This is a genomic window from Peribacillus sp. FSL P2-0133, assembly GCF_037975445.1.
Lineage (GTDB): Bacteria > Bacillota > Bacilli > Bacillales > DSM-1321 > Peribacillus > Peribacillus simplex_E.
Genome location: NZ_CP150254.1, coordinates 3,947,710 through 3,972,747 on the forward strand (window position 1 = coordinate 3,947,710; position 25,038 = coordinate 3,972,747).

General features: G+C 42.6%; 24 protein-coding genes. 1 reads left to right on the forward strand and 23 read right to left on the reverse strand.

Going from position 1 to position 25,038, the window contains the following annotated elements; genetic code table 11:
• Positions 1–35: 35 nt before the first annotated feature.
• From era to rpsU, 13 genes are all read right to left on the reverse strand, one after another.
• Positions 36–965 carry a GTPase Era gene (era, locus tag MKY17_RS18975; RefSeq protein ID WP_034308493.1) on the reverse strand — a complete coding sequence of 310 codons (930 nt, stop codon included), beginning with the start codon at positions 963–965 and terminating at the stop codon, positions 36–38.
• Complete coding sequence (locus MKY17_RS18980; RefSeq protein ID WP_076365241.1) at positions 958–1,356, reverse strand: cytidine deaminase; 399 nt, start codon at positions 1,354–1,356, stop codon at positions 958–960. Before MKY17_RS18980 ends, era begins: the two co-directional genes overlap by 8 nt.
• A 39-nt stretch (positions 1,357–1,395) precedes the next feature.
• Entirely contained in the window at positions 1,396–1,773 is a 378-nt protein-coding gene (locus tag MKY17_RS18985) for a diacylglycerol kinase family protein (RefSeq protein WP_063233011.1), read from the reverse strand.
• Positions 1,751–2,227 carry an rRNA maturation RNase YbeY gene (ybeY, locus tag MKY17_RS18990; protein WP_076365237.1) on the reverse strand — a complete coding sequence of 159 codons (477 nt, stop codon included), beginning with the start codon at positions 2,225–2,227 and terminating at the stop codon, positions 1,751–1,753. Before ybeY ends, MKY17_RS18985 begins: the two co-directional genes overlap by 23 nt.
• Positions 2,224–4,398 carry an HD family phosphohydrolase gene (locus MKY17_RS18995; RefSeq protein ID WP_098369776.1) on the reverse strand — a complete coding sequence of 725 codons (2,175 nt, stop codon included), beginning with the start codon at positions 4,396–4,398 and terminating at the stop codon, positions 2,224–2,226. Before MKY17_RS18995 ends, ybeY begins: the two co-directional genes overlap by 4 nt.
• A 178-nt stretch (positions 4,399–4,576) precedes the next feature.
• On the reverse strand, positions 4,577–5,539 hold the full coding sequence (locus MKY17_RS19000; RefSeq protein WP_339200311.1) for a PhoH family protein: 963 nt from the start codon (positions 5,537–5,539) through the stop codon (positions 4,577–4,579).
• A 3-nt stretch (positions 5,540–5,542) separates the two neighbouring features.
• On the reverse strand, positions 5,543–6,730 hold the full coding sequence (gene yqfD, locus MKY17_RS19005; protein WP_339200313.1) for a sporulation protein YqfD: 1,188 nt from the start codon (positions 6,728–6,730) through the stop codon (positions 5,543–5,545).
• Between the two features lie 15 nt (positions 6,731–6,745).
• Positions 6,746–7,030, reverse strand: a complete 285-nt coding sequence (yqfC, locus tag MKY17_RS19010) for a sporulation protein YqfC (RefSeq protein WP_339200315.1) — start codon at positions 7,028–7,030, stop codon at positions 6,746–6,748.
• 128 nt (positions 7,031–7,158) lie between these two features.
• Positions 7,159–7,662, reverse strand: a complete 504-nt coding sequence (locus tag MKY17_RS19015) for a hypothetical protein (protein ID WP_098369772.1) — start codon at positions 7,660–7,662, stop codon at positions 7,159–7,161.
• 22 nt (positions 7,663–7,684) lie between these two features.
• The gene (gene floA / locus MKY17_RS19020; protein ID WP_179890990.1) at positions 7,685–8,695 is read right to left on the reverse strand and encodes a flotillin-like protein FloA; all 1,011 of its coding nucleotides are present in this window, start codon (positions 8,693–8,695) and stop codon (positions 7,685–7,687) included.
• Positions 8,696–8,730: 35 nt separating this feature from the next.
• Positions 8,731–10,056 carry a nodulation protein NfeD gene (locus tag MKY17_RS19025; protein ID WP_260397974.1) on the reverse strand — a complete coding sequence of 442 codons (1,326 nt, stop codon included), beginning with the start codon at positions 10,054–10,056 and terminating at the stop codon, positions 8,731–8,733.
• 300 nt (positions 10,057–10,356) lie between these two features.
• A complete protein-coding gene (locus tag MKY17_RS19030; protein ID WP_098369770.1) occupies positions 10,357–10,800 on the reverse strand; it encodes a GatB/YqeY domain-containing protein in 444 nt (147 codons plus the stop codon).
• A gap of 14 nt (positions 10,801–10,814) precedes the next feature.
• Complete coding sequence (gene rpsU / locus MKY17_RS19035) at positions 10,815–10,988, reverse strand: 30S ribosomal protein S21 (RefSeq protein WP_028391853.1); 174 nt, start codon at positions 10,986–10,988, stop codon at positions 10,815–10,817.
• A gap of 236 nt (positions 10,989–11,224) precedes the next feature.
• On the opposite strand from rpsU, the gene MKY17_RS19040 reads away from it, so the two are divergent.
• A complete protein-coding gene (locus tag MKY17_RS19040) occupies positions 11,225–12,157 on the forward strand; it encodes a Na/Pi symporter (RefSeq protein WP_339200316.1) in 933 nt (310 codons plus the stop codon).
• Between the two features lie 613 nt (positions 12,158–12,770).
• Here the strand turns inward: MKY17_RS19040 and deoC are convergent.
• From deoC to lepA, 10 genes are all read right to left on the reverse strand, one after another.
• The gene (gene deoC, locus MKY17_RS19045) at positions 12,771–13,442 is read right to left on the reverse strand and encodes a deoxyribose-phosphate aldolase (protein ID WP_063233000.1); all 672 of its coding nucleotides are present in this window, start codon (positions 13,440–13,442) and stop codon (positions 12,771–12,773) included.
• 159 nt (positions 13,443–13,601) lie between these two features.
• Complete coding sequence (gene mtaB / locus MKY17_RS19050) at positions 13,602–14,939, reverse strand: tRNA (N(6)-L-threonylcarbamoyladenosine(37)-C(2))-methylthiotransferase MtaB (RefSeq protein WP_098369768.1); 1,338 nt, start codon at positions 14,937–14,939, stop codon at positions 13,602–13,604.
• A 6-nt stretch (positions 14,940–14,945) separates the two neighbouring features.
• On the reverse strand, positions 14,946–15,698 hold the full coding sequence (locus MKY17_RS19055) for a 16S rRNA (uracil(1498)-N(3))-methyltransferase (RefSeq protein ID WP_098369767.1): 753 nt from the start codon (positions 15,696–15,698) through the stop codon (positions 14,946–14,948).
• 138 nt (positions 15,699–15,836) lie between these two features.
• The gene (gene prmA / locus MKY17_RS19060; protein ID WP_076365212.1) at positions 15,837–16,778 is read right to left on the reverse strand and encodes a 50S ribosomal protein L11 methyltransferase; all 942 of its coding nucleotides are present in this window, start codon (positions 16,776–16,778) and stop codon (positions 15,837–15,839) included.
• A gap of 36 nt (positions 16,779–16,814) precedes the next feature.
• Positions 16,815–17,930, reverse strand: a complete 1,116-nt coding sequence (gene dnaJ / locus MKY17_RS19065; protein ID WP_339200319.1) for a molecular chaperone DnaJ — start codon at positions 17,928–17,930, stop codon at positions 16,815–16,817.
• A gap of 306 nt (positions 17,931–18,236) precedes the next feature.
• Positions 18,237–20,069, reverse strand: coding sequence for a molecular chaperone DnaK (gene dnaK, locus MKY17_RS19070; RefSeq protein ID WP_098369764.1), 1,833 nt, complete (start codon positions 20,067–20,069; stop codon positions 18,237–18,239).
• A 37-nt stretch (positions 20,070–20,106) separates the two neighbouring features.
• Positions 20,107–20,697, reverse strand: a complete 591-nt coding sequence (grpE, locus tag MKY17_RS19075) for a nucleotide exchange factor GrpE (protein WP_098369763.1) — start codon at positions 20,695–20,697, stop codon at positions 20,107–20,109.
• 101 nt (positions 20,698–20,798) lie between these two features.
• A complete protein-coding gene (hrcA, locus tag MKY17_RS19080) occupies positions 20,799–21,827 on the reverse strand; it encodes a heat-inducible transcriptional repressor HrcA (RefSeq protein ID WP_144526675.1) in 1,029 nt (342 codons plus the stop codon).
• A gap of 124 nt (positions 21,828–21,951) precedes the next feature.
• A complete protein-coding gene (gene hemW / locus MKY17_RS19085) occupies positions 21,952–23,103 on the reverse strand; it encodes a radical SAM family heme chaperone HemW (RefSeq protein WP_339200321.1) in 1,152 nt (383 codons plus the stop codon).
• 89 nt (positions 23,104–23,192) lie between these two features.
• Complete coding sequence (gene lepA, locus MKY17_RS19090) at positions 23,193–25,028, reverse strand: translation elongation factor 4 (protein WP_144526673.1); 1,836 nt, start codon at positions 25,026–25,028, stop codon at positions 23,193–23,195.
• Positions 25,029–25,038: the final 10 nt, after the last annotated feature.

A 25,038-nucleotide genomic window follows, 5' to 3' on the forward strand; every position in this document is an offset into this window, starting at 1 on the left:
TTTTCCGAACTTTCATGACGCGTAAATTTTGTTAATTAATACTCGCTCTCATTGAAGCCATAATCGCGGAGCTGGCTTGCTTTGTTCCGCCAATCCTTCTGTACCTTCACCCATAGTTCCAAGAAAACTTTCGAGCCCAATAAGTTTTCGATATCCACTCTGGCACGGCTACCGACTTCTTTAAGCATTTTCCCTTGCTTTCCGATGACAATCCCTTTTTGTGAATCACGTTCGACAACGATCGTCGCCATGACATTAATGGTGTCACTGTTGTCCATTTTTTTAATTGAATCGATGACAACAGCCACTGAATGCGGAATTTCTTCACGTGTCAGGTGCAGTACCTTCTCACGGACCAATTCGGAAATGATAAAACGTTCCGGGTGGTCGGTCACTTGGTCAGCTGGATAAAACTGAGGACCTTCTGGCAGATGTTCCTTGATTTGTTCAAGCAGTGTATCAACATTATTTCCTTCAAGTGCAGAAATCGGAACGACCGCCGCAAAAGGGTAAAGCTGTTGGTATTTTTCAATGATCGGAAGTAAATCATCTGGATGCATTGCATCGATTTTGTTTACAACCAGGAAAACAGGCGTTTTTACGGATTGAAGTTTTTCGATGATAAACTCGTCACCGCGTCCGTATCCTTCAGTCGCATTGATCATGAAGAGAATCAAATCGACTTCCTTCAATGTATTCGTTGCCACTTTCATCATGAAGTCACCAAGCTTATGCTTTGGTTTATGAATGCCGGGTGTATCGATGAAAATCATTTGTGAATCGTTTTGCGTAAGTACACCCTGGACTTTATTTCTTGTAGTTTGCGGTTTATCGCTCATAATGGCGATCTTTTGACCGATGACCCGATTCAGAAATGTACTCTTTCCAACATTAGGTCGTCCAATAATCGAAATGAAACCTGATTTGTAACCTTTTACTTGTGTATCATCAAATAGTTTATCCATTTAAATCCTCCGGTGAAAAAGCTCCTGGAAGCAATTCCTGTACTGTTAGTTCTTTTATATCCCCATGTAAGTTGGTCAAAACGACCGGCATATCCTTTTCACACAGTTCCGAAATAACCTGCCTGCATGCCCCGCATGGGGAAACGGGACCATCGGTATCTGCCACGACTGCAAGTTTAGTGAATTTTTTATCGTTATGGGCATAAGCACTGAATAAAGCTGTCCTTTCGGCGCAGTTACACATGCTATATGCAGCATTTTCTATATTACAACCATGATAGACCTTTCCATCAGCGGTTAAAAGGGCTGCCCCCACCTTAAATTTGGAGTAAGGCACATATGCTTTATCCCTTGCTTTTTTAGCTTCCTCAATCAATTCTTTTGTATTCAATTCACATCTTCCTTTCAAATTGAGTACCATTTCGGCAACCTACAGGCCAAACTTAGGCAAAAAGATAATCAATCCAACTATTATAGAAAATATAGCATATATGAATACAGCTCCGGCTGCAATATCTTTTGCCTGCTTGGCTAGCGGATGGATTTGATCCGTTACCAGGTCCACTACCCTTTCAATCGCTGAATTAACGAGCTCCAACGTAATCGTACCGGCTATGGCCGCTAAAATGAAAAGCCACTCCATCCCATTCAATGAGAAGTACCAGCCAAAGAATACGACGATTGCCGTTAACGCGAAATGTATCTTGATATTGCGTTCAGTCCGAACAGCCTCCAAAATTCCCTGACAGGCAAAAGAGAAACTTTTTAATAAAGGATACCTTTTTTTATCCTTCTCTTGAAAGTCCATATTCTTCCAAGATCTCCTTTTGTTTAGTGAACATCACTTTTTCATCTTCTTCATTCATATGGTCGAATCCTAATAAATGCAGAAAACCATGCAGTGCTAAAAATCCAAGTTCCCGGTCAAATGAATGGCCATATTCTTCAGCCTGTTCTTTCGTGCGTTCAATGGAAATGATGATATCCCCTAACATGCGGGGCATTTCCGCACCGACAATTTCCACTTCATCTTCTCCCATTTCTTCAAGTGCAAAGGAAATGACATCTGTAGCTGAATCTTTATGTCGATATTCTTTATTGATTTCCCGAATCCTATCATTGTCTACAAATGTAACTGACAGCTCGGTGTCTTTTTCAATGTTTTCTTTTCTTGCCGCAAATTGCAGAATGCTCTCAACAAGCCGCTGAGCTTCCTCCGTTACTTCATTCGTTTCATCCATTAAATCGATAGCTAAAATCATTCTTTCACCTTCTGTCCTAATTTATCCGGCTCCGGATATTCAATCCTGGAGTGGAAGATACCATTCAGCGATTCACATAAGGAATGCTTCACGATACTCAATTCTCTCATAGTAATGTCACATTCATCAAATTGACCATCAGAAATCCTGTCCTGAATGATGAAACTTACCAGCTCTTCAATCTTATCTGGAGTTGGGTGCTTCATCGATCTCACTGCAGCTTCAACACTATCGGCTATGCCGATGACGGCTACTTCCTTCATTATCGCCCTCGGACCGGGATATCGGTAGGCCGCTTCGAGGGTGGTCTCATCCTGTTTTTTTGCCTTATGGTAGAAAAACTTCAATAAAGTCGTACCGTGATGCTGCTCTGCAATATCCACAATCTCTTTCGGAAATTTGTGACTGCGCAGCATCTCCCCGCCATCTACGGCATGGGCAATAATGATATCCCTGCTCGTTTCCGGCTGCAGCCGATCATGCGGGTTCTCTTCATTCATCTGATTTTCGATGAAGAAGTGCGGCCGCTTCGTTTTACCTATATCATGATAATAGCTGCCGACCCTTGCCAGCAATCCATTCGACCCGATGGCTTCACAAGCGGATTCCGCCAAATTGGCAACCATTACACTATGATGATATGTCCCCGGTGCCTCAATCAAGATCCTCCGCAATAACGGATGATTGGGATTCGCGAGTTCGATAAGCTTTATTGATGATAAGATCCCGAAACCAGCCTCGAAAAACGGTAACAGGCCCATTGTCAAAACGGCTGAACCCACTCCAGAACCTATGGCAGCAGCAGCATAATATAAGTACTCCATTCTAGTATAATGGCTGTCCATAATAAAGATGAGCGAAAAAACAAATGCCATATTGATTAAAGACAATAGCAGCCCCGCTACCAGCACCTTTGATTTGAAATTTGGCCTAGATAGAATGATGATTGCCGTCAATCCCCCGAAAATGATATAAAGCCCCATCGAGAAATCCAGATTTCCAGGTGTATCGCCATTAAATATAATCGTACCATACGAACCTAGCAATATGATCATTGCCACCGCTAACTTATCATTCAATAATATCTTGATGAGCATCGCCGCCATGGCACCCGGAAAAATGTATTCCAGGTTCGAGTTTTTCAGGTCTGCCAGAATGCTGACCGTTTTCATGGTAGCCATTGAAAGGATAAAGACAAGACTGAAGATCAATAACTGATTGTACTTGTTATCCTTTTGGGAAATGGAATAGTAGAAATAGTAATAAAAAGCGGCAAAAGTCAGGAATATGAATAACAGCAGGCCGATATACGGGTAAATGGTAGACTCCGTATTTAAGAAGCCTGCCAGTTCAAGCTGCCTATATACATCCCTGTCCACTAATTGATTTTCTTCAACGATGATTTGACCTTGAAGGATCCTGATTGGCTCCACGCTTTCAACCGCTTTCCTTCGCTGTTCTTCGGTTTTGTCCTTATCGAAAAATACATTCTGAATGATTGCCGTACGTGCAAGGGAAGTGGAGGCTTTTTTCATATCGCCACTAATGCTCATATAACCCAATTCCTCTACAACCTTCTTCTTGGCATTTTCGACGTCACTTGCAGCGATTCGGGAGCCCATCACATTATTCACGGCAGTAATGGTTGAATCCTTCGCTATTTTCAACTCATCTTCATCCGCCTGCACTAATGCCAGGAAAACGGATTCCTCGATATTTTTATTCACTTCATCGGTCAATTTTTCTTTTAATATGGAAACTTTTTGAGCATCCGTCTTTACGGGCTCTTTTTTATCATCTTTTTCCTCATCTTCTTTATGATCTCCATCGGGGTCCGTTTCTTTATTCACCTCTATTGCTGAATCGAAAATGGATGAAATCAGATCGACTTTATTTTTGGCATATTCCTTTTTTAAAGAATAAACATCCGCCACCTGTTTTGAAATCTCTTCTTTTTCCTGTTCCGTCTTATAGGTATCTTCCACAGTCTTGGTTGAACGTATTGTTTGTTCCGCAGGCTTAAAAAGCTCTACCTGAACCCTTTCCGGCTTAACATTGGAGAACATTAACCCATACGCAAACAAACCAAGTATGATGAACAAAAGCACTTGAAAAAAGCGATGGACCAACAGCCCTTTTATTTGAGTGAAAAATTTCTGGATACGATTCAAGGAAGGTCCTCCTAAAAAAATGATGTTTATTATTCTAGATATGTAAAATCATAACAGTTTTTATGTGAATTTTCACCTTCGTATTGATAAATGAAGCTTCTTATCCACTTTTTCCCCATAAAGTTTGTCATTTAGACACATCACGAAAAATCCGCCGATTGAAATGGCGGATTTTTTCTTATGACTTCGCCTGCTCGTAAGCAGTAATGATTTTGGCGACAAGCGGATGTCTTACTACATCACTTTGTTCAAAATAAACAAAGGAAAGGCCTTTAACATTCTTCAAGATCTCTTCTACCCGGATCAGACCTGACTTCATACCTTTCGGAAGGTCAATCTGGGTCCGATCTCCCGTAATGACCATTTTCGATCCGAAACCAAGCCGGGTCAAGAACATCTTCATTTGGGCTTCCGTCGTATTCTGGGCTTCATCCAATATGACAAAGGCATCTTCAAGCGTACGGCCCCTCATATAAGCCAGAGGAGCTATTTCGATCGTTCCGCGCTCTATCATCCTTAGCGTCTGTTCCATCCCTAGAAGGTCATGGAGAGCGTCATACAGCGGTCGTAGATAAGGATCTACCTTTTCCTTCAGATCTCCAGGCAGAAAACCAAGGCTTTCCCCTGCTTCGACGGCAGGCCGTGTCAGGATGATCCGTTTAACATGTCCATTTTTCAATGCATTGATGGCCATCACTACAGCAAGGTAGGTCTTCCCGGTTCCGGCAGGCCCAATTCCAAATACAAGATCCTGTTTCTTTATAGCCTGGATATAGTATCTTTGCCCGATCGTTTTGACTTTTATGGATTTCCCCTTAGCCGTTTTAGCGATTTCCTCATCATATAATTCACCGAAATACTCCAATGTGCCTTTTCTTGCCAATTCAATTGCATAAAGCACATCCCTGGAACTGATTGCAATTCCTTTTCTGACCACTGTCAATAATGCCTTGAGGATTTCCTCCCCCATCGATACCCGCTCGATATCCCCGGCAACACTCACCGCTTCACCTCGGGTTATGACGGAAATGCCAAGCTCCTCTTCGAGCACTTTTACATTTGAATCCCCATTGCCCAATAATGCGATCGCTTCATTGGGTGATTCTATTTCGAGCTTAATTACTTTCACATCATCTGCCATTCGTTAGTCTCCTTGAATGATTGGCTGTCCAATCGCTATATCTTCAATAACTTGGTAATGTATAGATAATTTAACTTTACCATTGTCCATGCTTTCGTGCAAAATTTTTTCCTCGACGATTTCATCTTCCTCTTCTAAATGCTTTTTCAATTCTGCTTTAGCCATTTTCCTGCCTTCCTTCACCGCTTCTTTCTCCGTATAACTTCGTACAATATCTTCCTTGCTCCTCAAGGTCACTTGTTTATAGGAAATGGGAAGTTCCCATTGAAGAAAGTGAAATGGCCTCACTGTCGTTTCTTTTTCCTGTTTTTCATATCCCGGATCCTTGAAACCCCATACCGGAAGGGAAAAGCCCCCCATTTTCAAAAAGTGCCTGCTCGTTTCATCTCCGTTAAAAACAGAAAACTTGGTTTTTAACGGAACTTCCACTTTCGCTTTATACCACGTTTTCCCTTTTATTACTCCCTGTGCGGATACAATTTCCTGTTTATCCTCTTTTCCAATCAATCCCGAAACAAGAAGCTGTCCTTTTCCTACATAATCATTCACATTAACAATAGATTGTCCCTTTTCAACGAACATATCAGTGATGATCGCCTTTTTGGAAGCTACCAAATTTTGCGGAGATGTTTCCTCGACCTCTTTAGGTTGCCGTTTTTCTACAACCCGAAAATGGTATGTCGTTCCCTTTAGCTCTACCCCTACCCATGTCAATGCACCAATCCGGTCCGACAGCTTACGCTGAATCGTATCCACATCATCCACAAAGAATTGCACTTTCCCAATCTTCACGCCCATCTTGTCCAATTCTTTCCGGATGGCATGCTCGGTTGCAGGTTTGGCATCTTGAACCTCGATGCCCCAAACCATATTGGAAAGTACAAATATACAAAGCAGGAAAGCGATCATCCCCGCTAAAAACCCGCTGTTTTTCATGACTCTCTTCATTAGGAAAGGGAAACCCTTTCCCTGCATGAACTTTACTTTACAATCGCTCTTACGCATGACCTGACGGAGTTTGGGGATATCCCTGATATCCATATGGAAAATCAGGGCTTCACTTCCGACACGCTTCACATCCCAGATATGAAGCCCCCTTCTCGTCAGCATATTAATCAGCCGTTCTGCACCTTTGCCATAAGCCTTCACCTTTACATAGCCTGTATAATAGTTTGTCCATTGGTTTTTCATGGAGACCTCCCGGGATCATTCATTGATAAAATAGACCTTATCGATTTTGCCTTCGAGCATGATTTCTTCCGGCAAAATCGTCTTTATGACAAAGGCATTTCCCTTTATCAGCAACTGCCCATTTTTAAGCATCAATCGCACTTCGCTGTCTGTAAAAGCCAATAAGCCACGATGGTTTTCAATATAAATATGTAATTGTCCGATCATTGTAATTCGCGGCAGGTCCATCATGACATCTTGCGGAAGGTCCATTGTTTTGGTCATAAGCTGTTTCACTCTTTTTCCCCAATTGTGTGCCATAAAAAAGAACCCCCTTTCATCTCAATGTATGAAATGAAAGAGGGTTCTAGCACAAAATTATAAGTGAATGAGAGTCTATTTTTTCATGCTCAATTAATGACGGGCTTAAAAAAGCCCGGGGCTCCGAATCACCTTCTGGACCTCTGAAGACTTCTCTTCGCCCTTGGCGGTCCCAGCACTTCTGACATGATGATGCCATCAATCAGCTGTTTTTTACCAAAAGACGGCCCTTGGCGATAGACCGGACTTTTATTATCAGAAATCGTTGATGTAAGTTGATCCGCCTTCGCTTTTTGATATAAACGCTCCTGATCGTACTTCTGCTGAAGCCTTCTAAGCTCCGCAATCCTTTTGTTCGCATCGTTCGTCGTCTCATCGATCACTTCAACAGCCTGAGCTGCCTGCTGTTCGACTTTCCTTACAGGAGCAGGGGCAGGCCTTTGCTGCGGATTCCCTTGCTGCATTTCACCTTGAAGCTCCCGCATGACCTCCTGCCATTTCTTTTTCGGAGGCGTGTTAGGATCATCAAATTGCTGAGGCTGCTTTTTCTTTCCTAACATGGACGTTAAAATACCGATCAAGACAATGATAAGGAATGGGTTCTTGAGAAAGAAATCAATAAAATCTCCCATTTAAAGACCTCCCTTCCCTGACCTAATTATTATTATTATTATGGTTATTGTTGTTATCTTTTGGATTTTCGGATATTTTACTGATGGAACCGCGCATATCCGTATCGGCCGTGATATTTTGGATATTCATATAGTCCATCACTCCAAGGTTTCCGCTTTTCAGTGCATCGGCCATGGCCAACGGAACTTCCGCTTCGGATTGAACAACCTTCGCTCTCATTTCCTGAACACGGGCAACCATTTCCTGTTCAAGCGCAACAGCCATTGCACGGCGTTCTTCGGCCTTTGCCTGGGCTATTTTCTTATCGGCTTCGGCTTGGTCCGTCTGTAATATGGCCCCGATATTTTTACCGATATCCACTTCAGCGATATCAATGGAAAGAATTTCGAATGCCGTTCCTGAATCCAACCCTTTTGATAGAACCGTTCGTGAAATCAAATCGGGATGTTCCAGGACATCCGTGTGCATTTTCGAAGCACCGATCGTCGATACGATCCCTTCCCCTACACGGGCAATGATCGTCTCTTCACCGGCACCACCGACTAGACGTTCAATGTTGGCCCGGACCGTGATCCTTGCCTTAGCTTTCACTTCAATACCATTCATCGCCACACCAGAGATGAACGGAGTTTCAATCACTTTCGGGTTAACGCTCATTTGAACAGCCTGCAATACATCACGACCGGCAAGGTCAATAGCTGCACCCCGTTCGAAAGGTAATGTGATATTGGCGCGTTCTGCAGCAATTAATGCATTCACAACTCGATCGACATTACCGCCTGCAAGGTAATGGCTCTCCAATTGATTCGTTGAAACATTGATTCCAGCCTTATGGGCCTTGATAAGCGGGTTGACGACCCTGCTTGGTATAACGCGGCGAAGCCTCATCCCAACTAATGTAAATATACTGATTTTGACTCCTGCCGCTAAAGCGGAAATCCATAACATTACTGGTACGAATGTGAAAAACACTGCCAACACGATGATGGCAGCAATCACTGCCAGTACAATAAATATCGTTCCTGAAGTTATCACTTAATGATTCATCCTTCCTGTATCTCTTAATTTTAATTTGAATCCGGAATTTCCCGGACGACTACCCTTGATCCTTCAACTTTTACGATAATGATTGACGAACCTTTCGAGATAAAGCTTCCTTCGGTCACGACATCCACTCTTTCTTCTTTGACCAAAGCTGTTCCTGAAGGCCTCAAGTCTGTAAGGGCCTTCCCTTCTACACCTAATAAATCCAAACGATTCGGATTGCTGACATACCCTTGTTCCGTTTTTGTTGCATCGGTTAATATCATTTTCCTGAAAAATTTCATCTGTTTTCCAAACACCTTTACAAGTAGGATGAATACCAAAATGGATACGGTAACCGCAATTAGCAAGGATATCGTCATATGGACCGGATCACCTGTTGCGAGGAACAGACTCCCCACTATCGCGGTAAATCCGAGCAGCCCGATAATCCCCCCTGGGATAAAAAATTCAATTAGTACGAGAATGACCCCGATGATGAACATCGCTAACGATTCGTATCCGGTGATACCGGCGACAAGATGACCATAGAAGAATAAGACAAGACTGGTGATTCCAATGACCCCCGGAATACCAAAACCGGGTGAAAATAATTCCATCACAATCCCGATTCCCGCTATCGTTAACAAAATGGGAACGACGATCGGGTTGGTCAAAAAGCGGGCAAGTTTCTCAGGAAAGCTTTCTTCGATTGACCGAATATCAGCATCCTCAACTCCAAGTATACTATACAGCTCCGCTTTCCCAGAGACGGTGCCTTCACTATAGCCTGCCTTTTTTGCCTGTTCAGCTGTAAATGTCAGCAACTTCCCTTTTTCCGCTCCATATTCGGGTAGATCGATGTCAACATCCGCCATCGCCTGGGCGTAGATGGGATCACGTCCATTTTGTTCAGCAGCTGTCTTCATGGCAGCTAACCAATAAGATTGCGCTTTCTTACCTGCAGCGTTCCCTGCTGAATCAATCACAGCCGCAGATCCCATGGTGGCACTCGGAACCATATAGATCTCATCTGCACTTAGAGAAATGTATGCCCCTGCAGATAAAGCCCTGTTATTGACGTAGGCAACTGTCTTGATTGGTGAATCCGAGAGTAACTTTGCAATTTCCCCTGCTGCATCCACAGCACCTCCAGGGGTATTCACCTCGAAAACGACAAGATCTGCATCAGCTGCTTCAGCAGTGGTCAGCGCGCGCTCCAAAAAGGCCGAGAGTCCCTTTTCCACCGTTTCTTCTATTGGTACATGGTAAACGATCTTCTCGCTTGCAGATACCGGTGATCCCCCAAAAGAAGACATGGTGAACAGCAATCCAAATAAGAGTACAGATAAATAACGCCAAATTTTCAACGGAACGCCCCCTTTCCCGTATTAGACGCGGTAAGTGCCTCCAGTATTCAGGAGGAGAACCTACCAGTAAATTCAGCACGCAACTAAAATTCGAATAAGGAGCAAATGAAGCAACCCTTTACTCTGTTCTTTAGTTATTACGTATGTATATGAAAAAGGTTTCAAAAAAAAGCAAATAAAATTAAAAGTGCCCCCATTATCTTGGGCTACGTTTCAATAATATACGCATAAAATTCATGAAATACACAAAAACCACAGGCAATTTGCCTGCGGTTAGGTTTCGAGTTTTAAGTTTAGAGTTTAAGATAGATGTTGTTGTACTAATTTGTTTACTAGTGAACCATCCGCTTTACCTTTAACTTTAGGCATTAAAGCTCCCATAACTCGGCCCATATCTGCTTTGGATGTTGCATTGACTTCTTCAATCGTTTGTTTAACGATATTAGAAATGTCTTCTTCTGAAAGTTGCTCAGGCATATATGCCTCTACGTATACTAGTTCGGTGCGGACTTTATCCACGAGATCTGAACGACCTGCGTTTTCAAACTCCTGGAGGGAGTCTTTGCGTTGTTTTAATTCGCGAGAGAGCACTGTCAATTCTTCATCATCTGTTAAATCTTGTCTCTGCTTCATGGCTTCGTTTTGAATAGAAGCTTTCAGCATCCGAATAACAGATAGTTTGTCCTTTTCCTTGTTCTTCATCGCTTGTTTCATATCATTATTTAAACGCTCGAGAAGACTCATCTTTCCACCCTCTCTTAGAATTTACGTTTTCTTGCAGCTTCAGACTTTTTCTTACGTTTTACGCTTGGTTTTTCATAAAATTCACGCTTCCTAGCTTCCTGAAGCGATCCTGCTTTAGATACAGTACGTTTGAAACGACGAAGAGCATCTTCAAGCGATTCGTTTTTACGAACGACGGTTTTAGACATCTCTTTCCCTCCCTCCGAAAACAACACACTAACTCAAGTTGTCAACATGTTATACATGTACTAAACAATTATAATATATCATCTTTAGCAGGTCAACCAATAAAATCAAACTTATTTTGAATATCATCATGTTATTATCATAATTTTTCACGAAACGATGATTCAACTTGCATGAAAATCCAATTTATAGCATGTCTCCCGTCATTGGGCCATAAGCTTACTATGAGGTGACAGTCATGCATGAGCTATTTTTATTCCTTTTATTCATTGCGATATTTTTGGCAGGTATGTCGGTTTTACGAATCGGACTGTTCAATATGTCGGGTGCAGCATTAAAAACTTTTCTCTCAAAGGTTACGGATAAGCCATGGAAAGGCTTCATGGCCGGAACCATCTTTACCGGGATCCTGCAGAGCAGCTCGGCGGTAATGGTCATGACGGTCGGCCTCGTTTCCGCAGGAAGCTTAACGTTCCCGCAAACGATCGGGATTATTCTTGGAACGAATATCGGATCCACCTTTACAGCAGAGTTCATGACCTTCTCTCTGGATCGTTGGATCATTCCCGGTGTCGGAAGCGGCGCTTTCCTTTGCTTCATGCCAAAAGCATTACCGAGAAGCATAGGGATGTCACTGATCGGAATCTCGGCCATCTTCGCGGCGATGAGTGGTTTTAAAACGCTTTCGACACCGATTGCAGCCTATCCATCCATACAAACGCTCATCCATTACATAGAGGGCCACATGAGCTATGCCCTATTAGCCGGGATATTATTGACGGCACTCATTCACTCCAGTTCGGCAACCATTGGGATAGCCATGAGCTTTTTGATGAATGGGGAGTTATCCGTCTCTTCCGCAATCATCATCATGCTCGGATCGAATATAGGCACATGCATCACCGGATACATGGCCAGCATCGGTTCCGGTAGACAAGCTGCCTTCACAGCTTATTCACATATTTGGCTAAACGTCATAGGGGTTGCCGCATTCCTGCCTTTTGTGGACATCCTGGAAAGAACCGCTGCCTTTTTCACCGAAAACAAGGGGACACAGCTGGCCCATGCCAGTGTCATTTTCAATATCTTGACTTCTTTTGCCGTCTTGCCATTCGCACGGCAATTCTCCAACCTCATTCTTTTGGTGCATCGGCCAAACTTAAAAAAATAAGGAGCTGTCCAAAAGTCATTAGTGACTTTCTTTTAGGGCAGCTTCGTGTGAAGATTGGACATCAAATGTAGCTGCACCAGATATAAAAGGATAAATGATTACTGGGAGGTTTTTTAGCTAATCTTTTTATAATTAGTTTTATGATTCAATAAGCTCAAACCACTCGATATAACAGGAGCTAATATCAAAATAATCAAACCTATAAATAAAATGGTTATTGAAGTGTCATATACCCAAAATTTCACCACTCATCTAAAGTAGTGTTAATGATAAATGAAAAAATTAAAAACCTTTTTTCATTTCCCTCCCCATGTTCATGCATTTAATATAAGCAAGTTTACTCACTGTTGATCCCCCCTAATATTTATTAAATCCACAATAAGCTTTTTTTTGAATTTATGGGTTCCAAAAATGACAAGTACAAGTCCAAAAATGATACGGGTCCTATTTTTTCACGGAAGAAATAGGCGCAATGCACAAACACATGGGATATCACCAGTTGAATTACAAACCGATTTTTTTATGGAAGTAATAAAAAAAAGGCGGAGAAAAATAAAATATTTTTCTCCGCCTTTTTTATTTCAGGGAGTTATTATACGGTCCCTTTTTAAAATCAATAATCGGAATCAGCCGTTAAGCCCTTTACGATGGAGACACCTGCACTCGCTCCAATTCTTGTTGCACCAGCTTCAATCACTTTCTGGGCATCACTCGTATTGCGGACTCCGCCTGAAGCTTTGACACCGATATCCGGGCCAACCGTTTTTCTCATAAGCGTGATATCTTCAACAGTCGCTCCGCCGGTCGAAAAACCAGTTGATGTTTTCACATAATCCGTTCCTGCTTTTACGGCCAATTCACATGCACGGACTTTTTCTTCATCAGTCAATAAAGAAGTTTCAATGATCACCTTTGAAAGAGCCTTACCAGTGGATGCCGCTACCACAGCACGAATATCCCGCTCTACCAACTCATCATCCTTGTCCTTCAATGCGCCGATATTGATCACCATATCGACTTCGTGAGCGCCATTGGAGATGGCGTCCTTCGTTTCAAAAGCTTTGGTTTCCGGTGTGGTTGCACCTAGAGGGAAGCCGATGACCGTACAAACTTTCACTTCTGAACCTTCCAAAAGTTCGCTTGCATATTTCACCCAAGTCGGGTTTACGCATACGGAAGCAAAGTTATACTCTCTCGCTTCTTCGCATAATACCTTTATTTGCTCTTTGGTTGCATCTGCTTTTAATAACGTGTGGTCAATTAAACCTGCTACATTTTGTGACATTAATAAATCCTCCTCAAAAACAATCTATAACTAGTTGTACGTACCTCTCATGATACCATAGTTTATCCACTTTGACGATATATATAGTCTTTACCCGAAAGTGCCAAGAAAACACATTAAAAAGAGGATAAAAAAAAAAGACAGCGATTAACCGCTGTCTTAGATATTGGATGCTTGTTGCAACGGAAAATCCTTCACTACCGTCACGAACTGACCTTCACTAAATGGATAGCCAGACTTTGTGATCTTCACTTTGACAATTTCACCGACCATTTCATCCGAAGCCGGAAAGACGATTTTCATGTAATTATCGGAGTAGCCCTCATAAAGGCCATTTTCCAATTTCGTTTCAGGAATGACTTCCAGAACTTCCCCCTCGAATCGGGAGGCATACTCTTTTGCCAGCTGATCCGACAACGCGATAAGGCGGTGGACGCGTTCATTTTTGATATCTTCATCCACTTGATCTTCCATACGGGCAGCCGGAGTCCCTGTCCGTTTTGAATATGGGAAAACATGAAGTTCGGAGAATTTATATTTTTCTATAAAGTTATATGTCTCCATGAATTCTTCTTCAGTTTCACCTGGGAAACCTACGATGACATCAGAGGTAACAGCAAGACCCGGAAGTGCAATTTTCAACTTTTCGATTCGATCACCGAAGAAATCCATCGTATATTTACGTCTCATTCGTTTTAGAACTGTATCGGAACCCGATTGGATGGGTATATGCAAATGACGTACCACTTTTTTCGAATTCGTCAGCACTTCAATGATTTCATCTGTAATTTGGCTGGCTTCAATGGATGAAATACGGATACGTTTCAACCCATCGACTTTTTCCAAGTCCCGCAGCAGCATCGCCAAATTATAGTCTTTTAAATCATCTCCGTAGCCGCCAGTATGAATTCCGGTGAGGACTAGCTCTTTATAGCCTGCCTCGACAAGCTGTTCAGCTTGGTGAATGACTTCTTTTGGATCGCGGGAACGCATCAAGCCACGAGCCCAAGGGATGATGCAGAAAGTGCAGAAATTATTGCAACCTTCCTGAATCTTAAGTGAAGCGCGTGTACGGTCTGTAAAAGCAGGTACATCCAACTCTTCGTAGACACGGTTTTTCATGATATTTCCTACGGCATTGATTGGTTCACGTTCCACCTTGAATTGCTCAATGTAATCAAGGAGTTTAACCCTGTCTTGTGTTCCTACAACAATATCCACACCTGGTATGGCCATGATTTCTGCCGGCGACGTCTGTGCATAACATCCCGTTACCGCTATGACGGCATTCGGGTTCTTACGAATGGCACGACGGATGACCTGACGGCTTTTCTTATCGCCAGTGTTTGTCACCGTGCATGTGTTGATGACATATACATCTGATGCATTTTCAAACTCAACACGATCATATCCCCCAGTTTTGAATAATTGCCATATAGCCTCTGTTTCATAATGATTCACTTTACAGCCTAATGTATGGAAAGCGACCGTTGCCATTTTTCATCACCTCAAAAGTTCTACATGATAAGAAACAGCGGAAAGTGCATATAAAGGTGCTGTTTCAGTTCTTAATATTCTTGGTCCAAGACCGCAAGCCATAAAACCGGCATCAGTCAGTTTTTCAATTTCCTTATCTGCTAAACCACCTTCAGGCCCAAATACGAATAGGATGGATTGCCCAGCGGTAATATCTTTCAAGACAGAAGCGAGTACAGAAGTTTCCCCCCGTTTTGCCTCTTCTTCAAAAGCGATTAATTTATGATCGAAACCGGAAGCATACCCAGCTAGCTGATCTGCCGTCATCGGTTCCTTGATGGCAGGGATAACCGTGCGGTGGGATTGCTCAGCCGCCTCTTTTGAAATCTTCTGGAGTCTCTCCAATTTCTTACCTACCTTTTTGTGGTCCCATTTTACCACCGAACGAGCAGCAATAAAAGGGATAAATTCAACGGCACCCAGTTCAGTACCCTTTTGAACGATATATTCCAACTTATCCCCTTTAGGCAGACCGCTCGCTATCACAACCTTTACAGGAAGTTCCTTTTCTTCATTCTTCCATTCGGTAACTGTCCCTATAACAGCATCATCAGTAATTTCCGAAATTTCCGCGATAGCTGTCATGCCATTACCTTTCACCGTGATGATCCGTTCCCCTGGTCCCATTCTCATCACCCTGGCGATATGGTGAAAATCATCGCCTGATATCTTCACCGTGTTTCCATTGATGTCTACTTCGTTAAGAAAATACCGCTGCACACTGCCACCCACTTCGTCTAGTCTAAAAAACTCACAGGCTAACAGTCAGGAATCCAGAATGCAAGCCGTGCAAAGATTCAAGCTAAAAAAAGGTACTCTGACTATCAAAAAACCCGATAATCAGAGTAACTTTTTCAATTAATCATTTCTTTTCGCGATTATTGCCACCCAATCTTCCATCAAGATCGTTTCCTCAACGGTGAATCCAGATGCTATAATCGCTTCCTTCACATCTTGTTTCTTAGTTTGAATGATTCCGGAAGCGATGAAATATCCGCCAGGTTTAACCACTTTCGCTACATCATCCGTAAAACGCATGATCACTTCGGCAAGAATATTTGCGACGACGATATCCGCTTGTTCATTCACACCATCCAGTAAATTGCCTTGTGAAACTGACACTTTATCCTGCACGTTATTCAGTTCCACATTTTGTTTGGCTGACTGTACTGCCACTTCATCCAAATCAAGGGACTGAATCCGTTTTGCGTCCAATAATGCAGCTGCAATACTCAGAACACCAGAACCAGTTCCTACATCAACCACTAAATCCCCAGGCTGTACTGTACGCTCCAGCGCTTGGATGCACATGACCGTCGTCGGGTGTGTACCCGTTCCGAAGGCCATGCCTGGATCAAGTTCAATGATCAATTCGTCACTGCTTACTGGAGTGTAGTCTTCCCATGTTGGCACGATGGTAAAACGTTCTGATATCTTGACAGGGTTATAATACTTTTTCCAAGCCGTCGCCCACTCTTCTTCATTCACTTCACTAATTGAAACAACATTTTTCCCAAGGTCTATATCGAAAAGAAGGAGATTATTGATTGATTCCTTAATAGCATCAATGGTATCGCCAAGGAAACTGTTAACAGGCAGATAAGCTTTAATGACTACACCTTCATTCGGATAATCATCTGGGTTTAAGTGGTAGATCTCGCCAAAAACATTTTCTCGTTCCTTGACTAATTCTAGAGGATCCTCAATGACAACACCACTCGCACCTGCCTCATGAAGAATATTCGAAACAGGTTCAACCGCTTCATTCGTTGTTTGGATTGCAAATTCAGACCACTTCATAATCTACCAACTCCCAATTTGTTCTTTTACTTTTATTTACCTATCTTTAAAAGCACGCTTTACTTTTGAGAAAAAGCCATCATCATGTTCATCTACACCTTGTCCGCTGATATCACTGAACTCACGAAGCAGGTCCTTTTGTTTTTCCGTTAATTTCTTAGGCGTGACAACTAATACGACCACATGCTGATCTCCTTGGCCATATCCTCTGACATTCGGAACCCCTTTGCCTTTTAAACGGAAACGAGTGCTTGTTTGTGTACCTGCAGGAATCTTCAGTTTCACTTTTCCATGAAGCGTCGGAACTTCTATTTCATCCCCTAATGCTGCCTGGGCAAAAGTAACCGGCATTTCACAATAAATATCATCGCCATCCCGCTCAAAGAATTCATGGCTGCGCACATGGAAGACTACATACAGGTCTCCTGCCGGACCGCCATTGATTCCTGGCTCTCCTTGGCCGGTTACACGCAACTGCTGGCCATCATCAATTCCTGCTGGCACCTTGACTTGGATCTTTTTACGTTTTTGGACTTTTCCGTCACCGCCGCATGTTGAACATTTATTAGGAATGATTTTTCCTGTTCCTTGACAATGGTGACATGCTCTCCGGTTCACAATCCTTCCGAACGCTGTGTTTTGTTCAACATTCAATTGACCGGTTCCATGGCAATGTGAACAGTTTTCCACTTTTGTACCTGGTTTGGCACCGGATCCTTTACAAGTATCACAATTCTCTTCACGCGGAATTTCGATCTCAGTATCTTTTCCGAATGCAGCCTCTTCAAAAGATAGCGTCATCGTATACTGTAAATCCGCCCCTTGACGCGGTGCATTAGGATCTCTCCTGCGTCCGCCGCCACCAAAAAAGCTACTGAAAATATCTTCAAAACCGCCGAAACCGCCAAAGTCTTGACCGCCAAAGCCTTGATTTGGATCTGTGTGTCCGAATTGGTCATAATGGGCCTTTTTCTGTTCGTCACTCAATACTTCGTAAGCTTCCTTGATTTCCTTGAATTTATCCGCAGCATCGTCCGCTTTATTAATATCAGGGTGATATTGTTTGGAGAGCTTTCGATACGCTTTTTTGATTTCATCCTTCGAAGCACTCTTCGAAAGGCCTAACACCTCATAATAATCGCGTTTACTCATATCTAAAATCCACTCCCGATTCGATTCACATAAAGGTAATATTATCACTGAACGAAGATAATAATCAACTAGAAAAGTACAAACGGCTTTAACACATTTTTGCAAATGGTATTGCCAGCGCCAATTTGCACACATTTCCCTTTAAAATCCAACGATTCCCCACCAGTGATTGTGATTGTAACACTTTCCGACAATGATTCCATTCACTGTAAAAAAAGCCAAAGTCAAGATAACCTGACTTTGACTTTTTTACAATGGCAGGCAGAAATACTGCCCAATATATCAGTGTCCCGATTGGGCCACTATTTATTTTTTCTCTTCTTCGTTAACTTCCGTGTATTCAGCATCAACCACATTATCGTCTTTAGCAGACTCGCCAGCACCGGCTTCGCCAGCTTGCTGAGCTTTTGCCGCTTCTTCATAAAGCTTCATAGTCAAAGCTTGAACGATTTCGTTAAGCGCATCTTTTTTCACGCGGATTTCTTCAAGCTCATTTTTCTCGATTGCAGCTTTCAGTTCATCCTTCGCTTCATTCGCTTTTGTTACTTCCGCTTCGTCCACTTTACCTTCTAGATCTTTAAGCGTTTTTTCCGTTTGGAAAACTAATTGATCAGCTTCGTTACGAAGTTCGACTTCTTCTTTACGTTGTTTATCGCTATCGGCATTTTCTTCCGCTTCACGCACCATGCGTTCGATCTCTTCATCAGAAAGTCCTGAAGATGATTTAATGGTGATCGCTTGTTCTTTGTTCGTACCAAGATCTTTCGCACGAACGTTCACGATACCGTTTTTATCGATATCGAATGTCACTTCAACTTGTGGAACTCCACGCGGTGCCGGTGGAATGTCACTCAATTGGAAACGACCAAGAGTCTTGTTATCCGCTGACATTGGACGCTCACCTTGAAGGACATGGATATCAACTGCTGTTTGATTATCAGCCGCTGTCGAGAATACTTGTGATTTACTTGTCGGAATCGTAGTATTACGGTCAATTAGTTTCGTGAATACTCCGCCCATCGTTTCAATTCCAAGTGAAAGTGGTGTTACATCAAGAAGGACAACGTCTTTAACATCCCCTGTCAATACGCCACCTTGAATTGCAGCCCCCATAGCCACTACTTCATCAGGGTTTACACCTTTGCTTGGTTCTTGACCGATTTCCTTTTTGATCGCTTCAACAACCGCGGGAATACGTGTAGATCCACCAACAAGGATTACTTTGTCGATTTCAGATGCTGAAAGACCAGCATCTTTCAACGCTTGACGAGTTGGTCCCATAGTACGTTCCACAAGTCCTGTAGAAAGCTCATCGAATTTAGCTCTAGTCATCGTTACATCTAAGTGAAGCGGGCCAGCTTCTCCTGCAGTGATGAACGGTAAAGAAATTTGAGTTGAAGTTACGCCGGAAAGATCTTTTTTCGCTTTTTCAGCTGCATCTTTCAAACGTTGAACCGCCATTTTATCTTTTGAAAGGTCGATTCCGTTTTCTTTCTTGAATGCTTCAACTAGGTAATCGATGATGACTTGGTCGAAATCATCCCCACCTAGACGGTTGTCACCAGCTGTGGACTTAACTTCGAAAACGCCGTCTCCAAGTTCCATGATCGAAACGTCAAATGTACCGCCGCCAAGGTCGAATACAAGGATCGTTTGATCTTCTTCCGTTTTATCCAAACCGTATGCAAGAGCTGCAGCTGTCGGTTCGTTGATGATACGTTCCACTTCAAGGCCAGCAATTTGACCAGCATCCTTAGTTGCTTGGCGTTCTGCATCATTGAAGTAAGCAGGAACAGTGATAACCGCTTTAGTAACTTTTTCGCCAAGATACTCTTCAGCGTATGATTTCAAGTATTGAAGGATGATTGCAGAAACTTCTTGAGGTGAGTATTCTTTTCCTTCAATTACTTCTTTATGGTTGGTACCCATATGGCGTTTAATGGAAATGATCGTGTTAGGGTTTGTAATCGCTTGGCGTTTCGCCACTTCCCCTACTTGCCTTTCTCCATTTTTGAATGCCACTACGGATGGAGTTGTACGGTTTCCTTCTGGATTCGGGATTACTTTTGGTTCCCCGCCTTCAAGTACAGATACACAAGAGTTTGTTGTACCTAAGTCAATACCAATAATCTTGCTCATAGTTTCACTACCTCCCAATTATTTATATGTAATAACTCTATTCGTTCACTTTTACCATTGCAGGTCGAATCACACGGTCTTTAAGGATGTATCCTTTTTGGAATTCCTCGACGACGATGTTCGAACCGAAGTTTTCATCTTGAACTTGCATGACCGCTTGATGCAAACGCGGATCGAACTCTTCACCAACCGAACTGATCGGTTCGATGCCTTCTTTAGTCAATGCATCAGTAATCGCTTTATAGACCATTTCCATGCCGGATAGCAAGGATTTTGTCTGTTCATTATCCGCTTCGATTTTTGTAGCTCTTTCAAAATTATCAAGAGCCTCCACCAAATCACTAGCAATACTTTGAACTCTATATTTTTGAGCCGCCTCCATATCAAGCTTGGCACGGCGTCTTGAATTATCAAAATCGGCCTGCAGACGAAGATAACGGTTATCCATTTCTTCGATTTTCGCCTCAAGTTCGGCAATCTTTTCTTGAGCCAATTGAAGTTCATCTTTTTCAACCTGACCATGGTTTTCTTCCGCTGGAATTTCTTCTTCAGCGAAAACTGCTTCTGCAGCGCTTTCCTCGATTGTTTCATTTTCCAATGTTTGTTCTTCGTTTTTATTTTCTGTCACAATCTCACCTCCCTAAAAGGGTAATACAATTTATGCTAAAGTAATATATGCCAGGCCGCGGAAAATACTCCTCCGCCACCTTAACAATATTACCTTTGCTACTATTTTTGATACAGTTTTGTCATCAGGGCCGTTAAATCTTTCGAGAAAAACGAAAGCAAACTGATCACTCTCGAATATTCCATTCTCGTTGGACCCAATATGGCCAATGTGCCAACTTGCTCCTGCCCGATTGAGTAGGTTGCCGTAATCAAACTGCAGTCATCGAGCACTGTGTTTTGATTTTCACGGCCGATTTTGACGTGGATGCCCGATGGATTTTGGGTAATAAGTTCATAAAATCCCTGTTCCTGCTCAATCATCGATAAAAGCGTGCTTACTTTAGCAATATCATGGAACTCCGGCTGCCTCAGCATATTCGTTTTCCCGCCGAAAAATATTTTTTCGGGCTTTGTGTCCGTCAGGGTCTCCGCAAGGTTCGAGACCATCGATCCATAGTTATGAATGTGGCGGCTCAATAGAACTGCAACTTCCTTATAGATCTTATCCTTTAGATCAACTAGCGGAACATCGACCAAGCGGGAATTCAATATGTTCACCATCTTTTCAATTTCGTTTATATCAAAAGAAGGCGGTAAGGAAATCATTCGATTTTCCACATGACCTGTATCCGTAATAATGATGGCTATTGCCGTTTCAGGACTTAAAGGAATGATCTGAATTTTTTTCAGCTTATGCTCATTCACTTTTGGCCCGAGTACAATCGCCGTATAATTCGTCAGTTCCGAAAGTATTTTCGCTGACTTCTGAACGATCTTTTCCAATTCATAAATTCGTTCTACAAAAACGGATTTTAATATCTTCATTTCATTCTTTTTCGGAGCTTGAGGAGAAAGTAAATGATCCACATAATATCTATACCCTTTTTCAGAAGGGATCCTACCGGAAGAAGTATGGGTTTTTTCTAAAAATCCCATTTCTTCTAGATCAGACATTTCGTTGCGAATTGTGGCAGAGCTGAACGTAATTTCATCTTTCTTCGACAAGCTTCGTGACCCGACTGGCTGGGCAGAATGGATGAAATCCTCGATTATCACTTGTAGAATCAATAATTGACGATCAGTTAGCATGTATGATCACCTCTGTTAGCACTCTGTCTCATCGAGTGCTAATATACTAATAAATTATCAAATGAAGCTTATGATGTCAACAATGAAAACCGCTAATTCATCGTTAAAATAACATAGATTTCCTTCAGTCGGAATCAATAACGCCTAAAAATGATTGGAACACTTCATTTCCCAGCAGTTTGCCCCGCTCAGTCAAGCGTACAAACCCGTCTTCCACCTTTAGCAGACCCTTTACCGACCCTTCTTCGAGCGGTTTACTGAAAATATCCGTCATTTCAACAAAAAATTTATTCTTAAAGATTTCCAATGAGACTCCTTCCGTTTTCCGGAGCCCCAAAAACATCTCCTCTTCCATCCGTTCATGAAGCGGTACCGGATGTTCTTCCAACACAGGCAGCTCGTTCGCCAGCAATGGCGTGATATATTTCTTCACAGGCCCATGATTGGCCACCCTTTTACCTCCAGTATAGCCATGTGCACCTGCACCAATCCCATAATACTCCACATTATCCCAATATGTCAGGTTGTGCCTGCTTTCAAACCCCGCTCGGGCAAAATTACTGATTTCATATTGATGCAGACCATGCTTCTCCATCTCTTCCATCAGCCTCTCATACATCGAAGCCTCGAGCTCCTGAGGCGGCAGGTTTAATTTACCCCTTCGCATCTGATTATAAAAAACCGTCTTCGGCTCAACGATCAACGAGTAGCTGGAATAGTGCGGCAATTGAAGGGCAATCGCTTTATCCAGCGTATCCTTGAAATCTTCCATCGTTTGGCCCGGCAATCCATAAATCAAGTCGATGCTTATATTCGTAAAGCCAACCTCTTGGGCCAAATGAATCGTTTCATATACTTCAGAGGCCCGGTGAGTCCGGCCAATTCGTTTTAATAATTCATCATTGAAGCTTTGCACTCCAAAGCTAAGTCTATTGACCCCCGAATCATAAAGTATCTCGAGTTTTTCCCTCGAAAGATCCCCCGGATTGGCTTCGAATGTATATTCAGCCTTTTTAGGATCAAAGGGCAGGGTTTCATTGATTGCTTCACATAAGAATGCAAGCTGCTTTTCATCTAGAGAGGTCGGTGTCCCTCCACCGACGAAAACCGTCTCCAAACCTGCAGTCGGGTATTTGGAAAGCTGCATCACCATTTCCCTTTTCATCATCTGTAAATATTCGTCGACCGGCTGTCCCTGCAAAAATACTTTATTGAAATCACAATAATGACAAATATGTTCACAAAATGGTATATGGAGGTAGGCGCTTTTGATCATTGTGTTCACAACCTTTTAATCGAATGAGTCGATAGAAAAAGAGGCTAGATTTCCTCTACCCTCTTTTTTCTAACTATCGTTTATTTTATTTATTTTTTGGGTGTCGTGTCATCCATTTTCAAAACAGCCATGAAAGCTTCTTGCGGAACTTCAACTGAACCTACTTGTTTCATCCGCTTTTTACCTTCTTTCTGTTTTTCGAGCAACTTACGTTTACGGGAAATATCGCCGCCGTAACATTTAGCCAATACGTTTTTGCGCATTGCACTAATCGAAGAACGAGCCACGATTTTTTGCCCGATTGCCGCTTGGATCGGCACTTCAAATTGTTGTCTTGGAATCAGTTTCTTCAATTTTTCAACAATGACTTTACCGCGTTCATAAGCAAAGTCCTTATGAACGATGAAACTTAAAGCATCGACAGTTTCAGAATTCAGCAAGATATCCATCTTCACAAGCTTGGACGGTTGATAGCCAATCATCTCATAATCGAATGAAGCATAGCCTCTTGTATTGGATTTCAATTGATCGAAGAAATCATACACGATTTCCGATAATGGTATTTCGTAATGAATGCTTACACGAGTCTCATCGATATATTCCATATCAATGAAGTTACCGCGTTTATTTTGACAGATTTCCATGATCGCTCCGACGAACTCCGTCGGTGCCATCATCGTTGCTTTGACATATGGCTCCTCGACCCGTTCGATCTTTTGAGCATCCGGCATATTCGACGGATTATCAACTTTCAGGACCGTTCCGTCTGTTTGGACCACATCATAAATAACACTCGGTGCAGTTGTGATCAGATCAATTTTGAATTCACGTTCGATACGTTCCTGGATAATTTCCATATGAAGGAGTCCAAGGAATCCGCAACGGAAACCGAAGCCCAACGCTTGCGATGATTCCGCTTCGAACTGCAGCGCTGAATCGTTTAATTCCAATTTCTCCAACGCATCCCGTAAATCATTGAATTTCGATGCGTCAATTGGGTATAAACCGCAATATACCATCGGATTCATCTTCCTGTAACCCGGCAATGGTTCTGTCGCACTGTTCACGGCACTTGTAATCGTATCACCAACAGTCGTATCACCAACGTTTTTAATGGCTGCCGTAAGGAAACCTACATCACCGACGTTCAGCTCATCCAACAGCTGTGTCTTAGGGTTGAAGACACCCAATTCGGTAACATCGAATTCCTTGCCTGTGGACATCATTTTGATTTTGTCGCCCACTTTAACGGAACCCTCGACAACACGGATATAGGCAACTACACCGCGGTACGCATCAAACAGTGAATCGAAAATAAGCGCCTTGAAAGGAGCATCCGGATCACCTTGTGGAGCTGGAACCAATTCAACGACCTGTTCCAAAATCTCCTCGATTCCGATTCCGGCTTTAGCCGAAGCCAAGACTGCATCGGAAGCATCCAATCCGATCACTTCCTCGATTTCTCCACGCACCCGTTCCGGATCTGCACTCGGCAAATCAATTTTATTGATGACCGGAATGATTTCAAGGTTGTTGTCCAAAGCTAAATACACGTTTGCAAGCGTTTGGGCCTCAATACCTTGTGCCGCATCGACAACAAGGACAGCGCCTTCACACGCTGCAAGGCTTCGTGACACTTCATACGTAAAATCGACATGTCCCGGTGTATCAATAAGATGGAAGATATATTCTTCTCCATCTTTCGCGTTATATTTCAATTGAATCGCATTCAATTTAATCGTAATTCCGCGCTCACGCTCTAAATCCATGGAATCCAACAGCTGACTCTTCATTTCACGCTGAGTCATGGCGTTCGTTTTTTCAATGATACGATCCGCCAATGTAGATTTACCATGATCAATATGAGCGATGATGGAAAAGTTACGAATTTTTGATTGTCTTTTTAATTTTTCTTCTCTATTCATGACGTTCACT